10 protein-coding genes and 1 pseudogene are annotated in these 7,272 nt (G+C 62.5%); 9 read left to right on the top strand and 2 right to left on the bottom strand.

Annotated elements, in window-relative coordinates:
• Positions 1-69: 69 nt before the first annotated feature.
• The 3 genes from FZZ88_RS08205 to FZZ88_RS08195 are packed head-to-tail and all read left to right on the top strand — an operon-like array spanning position 70 to position 1,289.
• Positions 70-555: an allophycocyanin subunit alpha gene (locus FZZ88_RS08205; protein WP_006849995.1), complete on the top strand. Its 486-nt coding sequence runs from the start codon at positions 70-72 to the stop codon at positions 553-555.
• A gap of 39 nt (positions 556-594) precedes the next feature.
• Entirely contained in the window at positions 595-1,083 is a 489-nt protein-coding gene (apcB, locus tag FZZ88_RS08200; protein ID WP_115022433.1) for an allophycocyanin subunit beta, read from the top strand.
• A gap of 5 nt (positions 1,084-1,088) precedes the next feature.
• Complete coding sequence (locus FZZ88_RS08195) at positions 1,089-1,289, top strand: phycobilisome linker polypeptide (protein WP_006851140.1); 201 nt, start codon at positions 1,089-1,091, stop codon at positions 1,287-1,289.
• Between the two features lie 56 nt (positions 1,290-1,345).
• On the opposite strand, the gene FZZ88_RS08190 is transcribed toward FZZ88_RS08195, so the two are convergent.
• Positions 1,346-2,152: a TlyA family RNA methyltransferase gene (locus tag FZZ88_RS08190; RefSeq protein ID WP_166017790.1), complete on the bottom strand. Its 807-nt coding sequence runs from the start codon at positions 2,150-2,152 to the stop codon at positions 1,346-1,348.
• A 97-nt stretch (positions 2,153-2,249) separates the two neighbouring features.
• Here FZZ88_RS08190 and FZZ88_RS08185 point away from each other — a divergent pair, with 97 nt between their 5' ends.
• From FZZ88_RS08185 to FZZ88_RS08170, 4 genes are all read left to right on the top strand, one after another.
• Positions 2,250-2,450: a hypothetical protein gene (locus FZZ88_RS08185; RefSeq protein WP_115022436.1), complete on the top strand. Its 201-nt coding sequence runs from the start codon at positions 2,250-2,252 to the stop codon at positions 2,448-2,450.
• Positions 2,451-2,653: 203 nt separating this feature from the next.
• Complete coding sequence (locus tag FZZ88_RS08180) at positions 2,654-3,751, top strand: FtsW/RodA/SpoVE family cell cycle protein (protein WP_226423736.1); 1,098 nt, start codon at positions 2,654-2,656, stop codon at positions 3,749-3,751.
• A gap of 54 nt (positions 3,752-3,805) precedes the next feature.
• Positions 3,806-4,519 (top strand): cytochrome c biogenesis CcdA family protein, encoded by a 714-nt coding sequence (locus FZZ88_RS08175; RefSeq protein ID WP_115022440.1) that lies wholly within the window; start codon positions 3,806-3,808, stop codon positions 4,517-4,519.
• Positions 4,520-4,524: 5 nt separating this feature from the next.
• On the top strand, positions 4,525-5,838 hold the full coding sequence (locus FZZ88_RS08170) for a cytochrome c biogenesis protein ResB (protein WP_166017786.1): 1,314 nt from the start codon (positions 4,525-4,527) through the stop codon (positions 5,836-5,838).
• Here FZZ88_RS08170 and queF read toward each other — a convergent pair.
• A complete protein-coding gene (gene queF / locus FZZ88_RS08165) occupies positions 5,826-6,215 on the bottom strand; it encodes a preQ(1) synthase (RefSeq protein WP_166017784.1) in 390 nt (129 codons plus the stop codon). The genes FZZ88_RS08170 and queF overlap by 13 nt on opposite strands.
• Before the next feature lie 125 nt (positions 6,216-6,340).
• On the opposite strand from queF, the gene FZZ88_RS08160 reads away from it, so the two are divergent.
• Both FZZ88_RS08160 and FZZ88_RS08155 read left to right on the top strand, forming a co-directional pair.
• Entirely contained in the window at positions 6,341-6,679 is a 339-nt protein-coding gene (locus FZZ88_RS08160) for a P-II family nitrogen regulator (protein WP_006851285.1), read from the top strand.
• 300 nt (positions 6,680-6,979) lie between these two features.
• A pseudogene (locus FZZ88_RS08155) lies at positions 6,980-7,272 on the top strand (adenylosuccinate lyase); the annotation flags it as partial.

The following is a 7,272-nucleotide window of genomic DNA, read 5'->3' as shown; positions in this document are numbered from 1 at the left end:
TCGGGATCACCCCTTATTCACCGGATACCGGTCTCCTACGGGCGGCCGCTTGTTTCGAGGCAGAACTGCATGAGCATCGTCTCCAACTCGATCATCAACGCGGACGCCGAAGCCCGCTACCTCAGCCCTGGCGAACTCGACCAGATCAAAGCCTTCGTCACCGGCGGTCAACGCCGTCTGCGCGTGGCTCAGGTCTTGTGCGAGAGCCGCGAGCGCATCGTCAAGCAGGCTGGAGGTCAGCTGTTCCAGAAGCGTCCCGACGTCATCTCCCCTGGCGGTAACGCCTACGGCGAGGAAATGACCGCCACATGTCTGCGCGACATGGATTACTACCTCCGCCTTGTCACCTACGGCATCGTTGCCGGTGACGTAACTCCGATCGAAGAGATCGGTGTGATCGGCGCAAAAGAGCTCTATCGCTCCCTGGGAACCCCTCTGGAAGCATTGGCTGAATCCGTGCGCGAGATGAAGATCGTCGCCATGGGCCTCCTCACAGGAGCCGACGCAGAGGAAGCCGGCACCTACTTCGACTACGTGGTTGGCGCCCTCGCCTGAACCGCTCGCTGATTTTCTCCCTCGTCTCCTCACGGATCCATGCAAGACGCCATCACCAACGTCATCAACAAGTCGGACGTCCAGGGCCTGTACCTGGATACGTCCTCGATGAGCAGCCTCGAGTCGTATTTCGCCAGTGGTGAACTGCGCGTGCGCGCTGCCGCCACCATCAGCGCCAACGCTTCAGCCATCATCCGTGATGCCGTTGCCAAGGCCCTGCTGTATTCGGACATCACCCGTCCCGGCGGCAACATGTACACCACCCGCCGCTACGCCGCCTGCATCCGCGATCTGGACTACTACCTGCGGTATTCCACCTACGCCATGCTCGCCGGCGACACTTCCATCCTCGATGAGCGGGTGCTTAACGGCCTCAAGGAGACCTACAACTCCTTGGGAGTTCCCATCGGCGCCACTGTTCAGGCAATCCAAGCCATGAAAGAAGTCACCGCTGGACTGGTCGGCCCTGACGCCGGCAAGGAAATGGGCGTCTACTTCGACTACATCTGCTCCGGCCTCGGCAACTGAGCCCCATGCGGTTGTTCAAAGTCACAGCCTGCATCCCCAGCCCTGAAAAGGTTCGGACGCAGCGCGAATTGCAGAACACCTTCTTCACCAAATGGGTTCCCTATGACAGTTGGTTCGCTGAGCAACAGCGCATCCAGAAACAGGGGGGACGCATTATCAAGGTGGAACTCTGCACCGGGGGTCAGCAGGTCAACGTCGGCAACTGAACTCCGTTCCAATTCAAGGCCAAGCCCGGTTCAACACCGGGCTTTTTTATGGCCCATCAACCATTCAGCGTCTTCGCCACCAGAAGCTCTAGGTCCGGCAAATCAGCCGCGTGGGCCTCACCCAACCAGAGCACGTACTCGTGGTTGCCGGCGGGGCCTGTGAGCGGCGAGGCCACGAGGCCCTGCGGCTGCCAACCCGACTCCCCAGCTGCTGTGATCACGGAATCGATGGCATCACGGTGGGCCGCCGGATCACGAACCACGCCCCCCTTGCCGACTCTGTTCTTGCCAACCTCAAACTGCGGCTTCACCAGCACCAACGCCTCGGTACCTGGACCCTGCAACAGCCGGCGCAAGGCAGGAAGGATCAGACGCAGAGAAATGAACGACACATCGGTGACCGCAAGACTGGGCCAGGGGTCATCCGCCGTATAAAGAACCTCGGGTTGGAGGTGGCGCAGATTGGTACGTTCACGCAGCACCACCCTGGGATCGGTGCGCAGGCTCCAAGCCGTCTGGCCATAGCCCACATCCACGCCATAGACACGGCTGGCTCCGTGCTGCAGCAGGCAATCGGTGAAGCCACCAGTGGAGATGCCGCCATCCAGGCAGACGCGATCCTCCACCCGTACAGAAAAGGCCTGCAATCCAGCCAACAGTTTTTCGCCGCCACGGGAGACGAAGCGAGGGGGCTGTTCCACCCGCAATTCACGCTCGGCCGTGACTTCCGTGCCGGGTTTGTCGAGCAGCATGCCGGCTCCATCCCGAACCTTGCCAGCACGAATCAGCTGCTGCGCCTGTTGCCGTGAACTGACCAGGCCACGGGTCAGGAGTTCCAGATCCAGACGCTGTTTGGACGCCATTGCGACATAAAAGCAGACCGATCCCGAAGAAAACCGGCGATCCAGAGGCTGAAGCCGGTTCTGCCGTGAGGATTTCCCCCAATCTGCGTCGAGGGACGTGTCCACCCACCGCCCCCAACCCGCCAACGTGGTGCCTCTGTTGCGGCCAGGCAGCTTTGTGCGGCTCGACAACCAGCCGTCCGACCTGCCTCCCTTCCAGGTGCTGCACTGCCGTGGGGGCCGCTGCTGGGTCCGCCAGCAATCCTGGGGGTCCCACGTGCAATGGGAAGTTGAGCACGAGCGCCTCAGTGCCGCCTGAACAACAGCATCTTTGCCTTGGCAAAGCCCAGCTTTCACGGCTCAATGGAGCATTGAGAGTCCTTCTGCCCAGTTCCGGTGAACGCGACAGCGCCTAAGTCCATCTCTGCCAGGCGTGAAAAGACCAGGGGGCGTAACAACGGAGTGTTTCAACGACTGCTGCCCTTGCCCTGGCAGCTCTGGCCGGCAGAGGCCCGTCTACTGATGGGATTGGCCGGGTTTTGGAGTGTCGCAGGACTGGTGATACTGGCCTCCGCCAGCTGGTGGGTGGCCCTGAGGGAAATGGGTGATGGCGCCTTCTACCTGAAACGGCAGGCGATCTGGCTAATGGCGAGCTGGAGCCTGCTCGGCATCACGATCTCCACCAACCTTCGGCGCTGGCTCCGCTGGTCAGGCCCGGGGCTTTGGATGGGCTGCCTGCTGATCGCCGCCACACTGGTGATGGGCACCACAGTGAACGGCGCCAGCCGCTGGCTGGTGCTGGGCCCCCTGCAGGTGCAGCCATCAGAACTTGTGAAACCCTTCGTGGTTCTGCAGGCCGCCAATCTGTTCGCTCCCTGGAGCCGGATGAGCCTCGACCAGAAGCTGCTCTGGCTCGGCAGCTTTGGCGGACTGCTGTTGCTGATCCTCAAGCAGCCCAACCTTTCCACCGCCGCCCTGATGGGACTCACCCTGTGGATGGTGGCCATGGCGGCAGGCCTGCGCTGGCGCAGCCTGGTGGGCACCGCCCTAGCCGGATCGCTGCTGGGCACCGCAAGCATCCTGATTAACGAGTACCAACGCCTGCGGGTGGTGTCCTTTCTGGATCCCTGGAAAGATCCGATGGGGGATGGCTACCAGCTTGTGCAGAGCCTGCTGGCGATCGGATCGGGAGGCTGGATGGGGCAGGGGTACGGCCTCTCCACCCAAAAGCTGCAGTATCTGCCAATTCAGAGCACCGACTTCATTTATGCGGTGTTCGCCGAAGAATTCGGATTTGTTGGCTCGGTGCTGCTGCTGTTGTTCCTCATACTGGTGGCCTTGGTGGGGCTGCGAGTGGCCCTGCGCTGCCGCAGCAACCAGGCGCGGCTTGTGGCGATCGGTTGCACCACGATTCTTGTGGGCCAATCGATCCTGAACATTGCGGTGGCCTCTGGGGCCATGCCAACGACCGGTCTGCCGCTGCCCTTGATCAGTTACGGAGGCAACTCGCTGATGTCGAGCCTGGTGATCCTGGGGCTGCTGATCCGCTGTTCGCTGGAATCCACCGGCTTGATCGGCGGACGCTCGAGCACGCGACCACGGCCAGTGCGCCAACGCTGAGCTTGACGAGCCAACCAGCTTGCCTGGATAGGCTTTGGAGATTCGTGGGCTTCTGTGGACCTGCTCCTGCTCTCCGATCTGGCCCAGAGCAGCGAACAGCTGCTGCAGCGTGCCCTGGCGGATCCAGGTCCGCTGACCCTGGCACTGGTGTTTGGTGGTGGCGCACTCACCAGCCTGGGGCCCTGTTCCCTGTCGTTGCTACCGGTGACCCTGGCCTATCTGGCGGGCTTTGAGGATGGCCAACCTGCCTGGCAGCGAAGCCTGGCGTTTTGCGGCGGCATCGTCGGTGCCCTGGTGGTGCTGGGCAGCGTCAGCGGGCTGCTGGGCCGGATTTATGGGCAGGTGCCGGCACTGATCCCCACATTGGTGGCGATCCTGGCAGTGGCAATGGGGCTGAACCTGCTCGGGGTGCTGCGGATTCCGCTGCCAAGTGGCCCGGATCCGGAGCTATGGCGTCAGAAGGTACCGGCCCCGCTGGCACCCGTGGCGGCTGGACTGGCCTTCGGCCTGGCAGCTTCCCCCTGCACCACACCAGTGTTGGCGGTTCTGCTGGGCTGGATCGCCCAAAGCGGACGTCCCCTGGCGGGGGTGGCCCTGTTGAGCAGTTTCGGCATCGGTCAGGTGCTGCCTCTGCTACTGGCTGGCACATTTGCAGCGGCCATTCCCAAACTGTTGGCGTTGCGGGGCATCAGCCGCTGGGTGCCACCGGCCAGTGGCGTGGTGCTGCTCACCACCGGCCTACTCACTCTGCTGGCCCGCTGGAGCTGATGGCCATGGCGATGCTTAAACGCCTGGCGGCCTGGCTGAGCGATCTGCGGCTGGCGATCGTGCTGCTGCTGCTGATCGCCCTGGCCAGTGCCGTGGGAACCGCCATCCCCCAGGGAGATTCCCCCGGCAGCTACATCGATGCTTATGCCACGAGCCCCTGGCTGGGCCTCCTCCACGGCGAGCAAGTGCTGCGACTACAGCTCGATCATGTTTATTCCAGCGGTTGGTTTTTGGCCTTGCTGGCCTGGCTCGGCCTCGCCCTGATCCTCTGCAGCTGGAGGCGCCAGTGGCCGGCGCTGATGGCAGCCCAGCGCTGGATCGACTACCGAACCACGCGCCAGCTGAGCAAACTGGCCATCGCCGAGAGCCAACCCTGCTCGGACCCAAGCCAAGGACTGACGCATCTGGAGACGGTGCTGCGGTCCAGCGGCTGGCAGGTCCAACGCAAGCCGCAACGACTGGCGGCCCGGCGTGGAGTCATCGGCCGGGTGGGGCCGCTGCTGGTGCACACCGGCCTGGTACTGCTGATGCTGGGCGCGGCCTGGGGGGCACTGGCGGGGAACCGCCTGGAGCGCTTCCTGGCCCCAGGCCGCAGCCTCGATCTGCTGGATCGCGATGGCACTAGTCAGCTGACGATCACCCTCGACCGCTTCGCCATTGATCGGGACCCGGCCGGCCGCACCGAACAATTCCGATCGGCGCTGCAGCTGCAGGGACCTAACCAAAGCTTGGATGCCGAGATCAGCGTCAATCACCCGCTGCGGCATCGGGGCATCACGATTTACCAGGCGGACTGGTCATTGGCGACGATCAGCCTGCAGATCGGGCGCAGCCCCGTTTTAGAGCTGCCATTGCAGACCTATCCGGAGCTTGGAGATCAGGTGTGGGGACTGGTGCTGCCGACGCGTCCCGATGGGACGGAACCGGTGTTCCTGAGCCTGGACAGTGAACAGGGGCCCGCCACGGTGTTCGATGCGGACGGCCAACAGATTGCTCGGCTGCAGCCTGGCGGTCCAGCCGCTGAGGTAAAGGGATTACCAATGCGGGTGGACGCGGTTCTACCGGCCAGCGGCCTACTGCTCAAACGGGATCCAGGTGTTCCACTGGTGTATCTGGGCTTCGCGGTGCTGCTGGTGGGCGGTGGCCTGAGCCTGGTGGCCACCAGACAGCTATGGGCTATCGCTAGCGACGGAACCCTCAGCGTGGGCGGCCTGTGCAACCGCAACCTCGCGGCCTTTGCCAACGAATTACCCCTGCTGGTGCAGCAGGTGGTGGCTCCATTGGCCGACCCTGGACAAAGAGCCGATCAGCAGGGCTGACGGGTGCCGTGACTGACCCTCACCACCGTGTGAACGTTGCCACGGGGGTTGAAGTCGGCTTCCAACTGCATCCAAACCGGGTCGGTGGCCGCGACCAGATCGTCCAGGATCCGATTGGTCACCTCCTCATGGGAGATCGACTGGTCGCGGAAGCTGTTCACGTAAAGCTTGATGGCCTTGAGCTCCACCACGCGGGCCCCTGGTTGGTAAATCAGACGCAGCACTGCGAAATCGGGGTAGCCGGAGAAGGGGCACTTACAGGTGAACTCGGGCAGTTCGATCGATACCTCGTAGGGACGCCCAGGCCGGGGATTGTCGAAGCAGATCAGCTCGGCTTCCGCGATAGCGCGTTCGCCGTAGAGGGGGGTCTGGGTCAAAGGGCTCAAGGGGCCAGTTCTGAGCAGTGACCCTAGGAAGTCAAGCTTCGGCAGCGTTCTGTAACAGCGGCAACGCACAGCTCTGAGAACCGCGGCATCCTTAAAACCAGATCAGTACTCCCCCCATGAAAAAGGTCGAAGCGATCATTCGTCCTTTCAAGCTGGAAGACGTAAAAGTGGCATTGGTCGAAGCCGGCATCATCGGCATGACCGTGAGCGAAGTCCGTGGATTCGGTCGCCAAAAAGGACAGGTGGAGCGTTATCGCGGTTCGGAATTCACCGTTGAGTTTCTGCAGAAACTCAAGATCGAAGTCGTGGTCGAAGACGACCGAGTGGAAGAGGTGGTTAAGTCGATCGCCGATGCCGCCCGTACTGGCGAAATCGGTGACGGCAAGATCTTCATCAGCCCCGTGGAATCGGTGGTGCGCATCCGCACCGGCGACCGCGACAGCACAGCGCTCTGAGCAAACAACGCCAGAACAGTCCCTATCCGCCGCGGCATTCTCCAAGCCTGAGCGGATCAAAACTGACGGAGATGCCGAATTCTTCGGCAAATTCGACCAGCCGGCACCAGGTCATTCGCCACTCGCCCAGGGGGGAAGAATCCCCCGCAGAATCACTTGAGCTGAGCTTCCTTGGGGAGTTTGGTTCTGCTCAAAGGGGGCCGGGCACACCGCTCATACAGGCACAGAAGAGGGTGATGCTGTAGCTATCGCGCGGAGGCGGCCCCATAGATTTGTTGGGTTGTTCAACCGTGCGCGCCGGTGATTGAGCGTTACACCCTCCCTGAGATGGGAGCCGTCTGGAGTGAGCAGGCGAAATTCCAGAGCTGGCTTGATGTGGAGATCGCCGCCACCGAAGCCAACTGCCGGCTTGGCCGCGTGCCCCAGGAGGCCCTCGACACCATCAAGGCCAAGGCCAGCTTTGAGGTGGAGCGCATCCTCGAGATTGAAGCCGAGGTGCGCCACGACGTGATCGCCTTCCTCACCAACGTGAACGAGCACGTTGGTGATGCCGGCCGCCACATCCATGTGGGCATGACCAGCAGCGACGTGCT

It is taken from the genome of Synechococcus sp. PH41509 (assembly GCF_020514285.1).
In the GTDB taxonomy this organism is placed as follows: Bacteria; Cyanobacteriota; Cyanobacteriia; order PCC-6307; family Cyanobiaceae; genus Parasynechococcus.
Note: the sequence above shows the minus strand (reverse complement) of the source record. Positions and strands in the feature narration are given on the sequence as shown.

What these genes read in the sequence shown, in the direction of transcription:
- FZZ88_RS08180 (WP_226423736.1), top strand. Translation starts at nt 2,654, where the DNA reads ATGGGATTGGCCGGGTTTTGGAGTGTCGCAGGACTGGTGATACTGGCC.
- FZZ88_RS08170 (WP_166017786.1), top strand. Translation starts at nt 4,525, where the DNA reads ATGGCGATGCTTAAACGCCTGGCGGCCTGGCTGAGCGATCTGCGGCTG.
- FZZ88_RS08190 (WP_166017790.1), bottom strand. Translation starts at nt 2,152, where the DNA reads ATGGCGTCCAAACAGCGTCTGGATCTGGAACTCCTGACCCGTGGCCTG.
- FZZ88_RS08205 (WP_006849995.1), top strand. Translation starts at nt 70, where the DNA reads ATGAGCATCGTCTCCAACTCGATCATCAACGCGGACGCCGAAGCCCGC.
- FZZ88_RS08160 (WP_006851285.1), top strand. Translation starts at nt 6,341, where the DNA reads ATGAAAAAGGTCGAAGCGATCATTCGTCCTTTCAAGCTGGAAGACGTA.
- FZZ88_RS08195 (WP_006851140.1), top strand. Translation starts at nt 1,089, where the DNA reads ATGCGGTTGTTCAAAGTCACAGCCTGCATCCCCAGCCCTGAAAAGGTT.
- apcB (WP_115022433.1), top strand. Translation starts at nt 595, where the DNA reads ATGCAAGACGCCATCACCAACGTCATCAACAAGTCGGACGTCCAGGGC.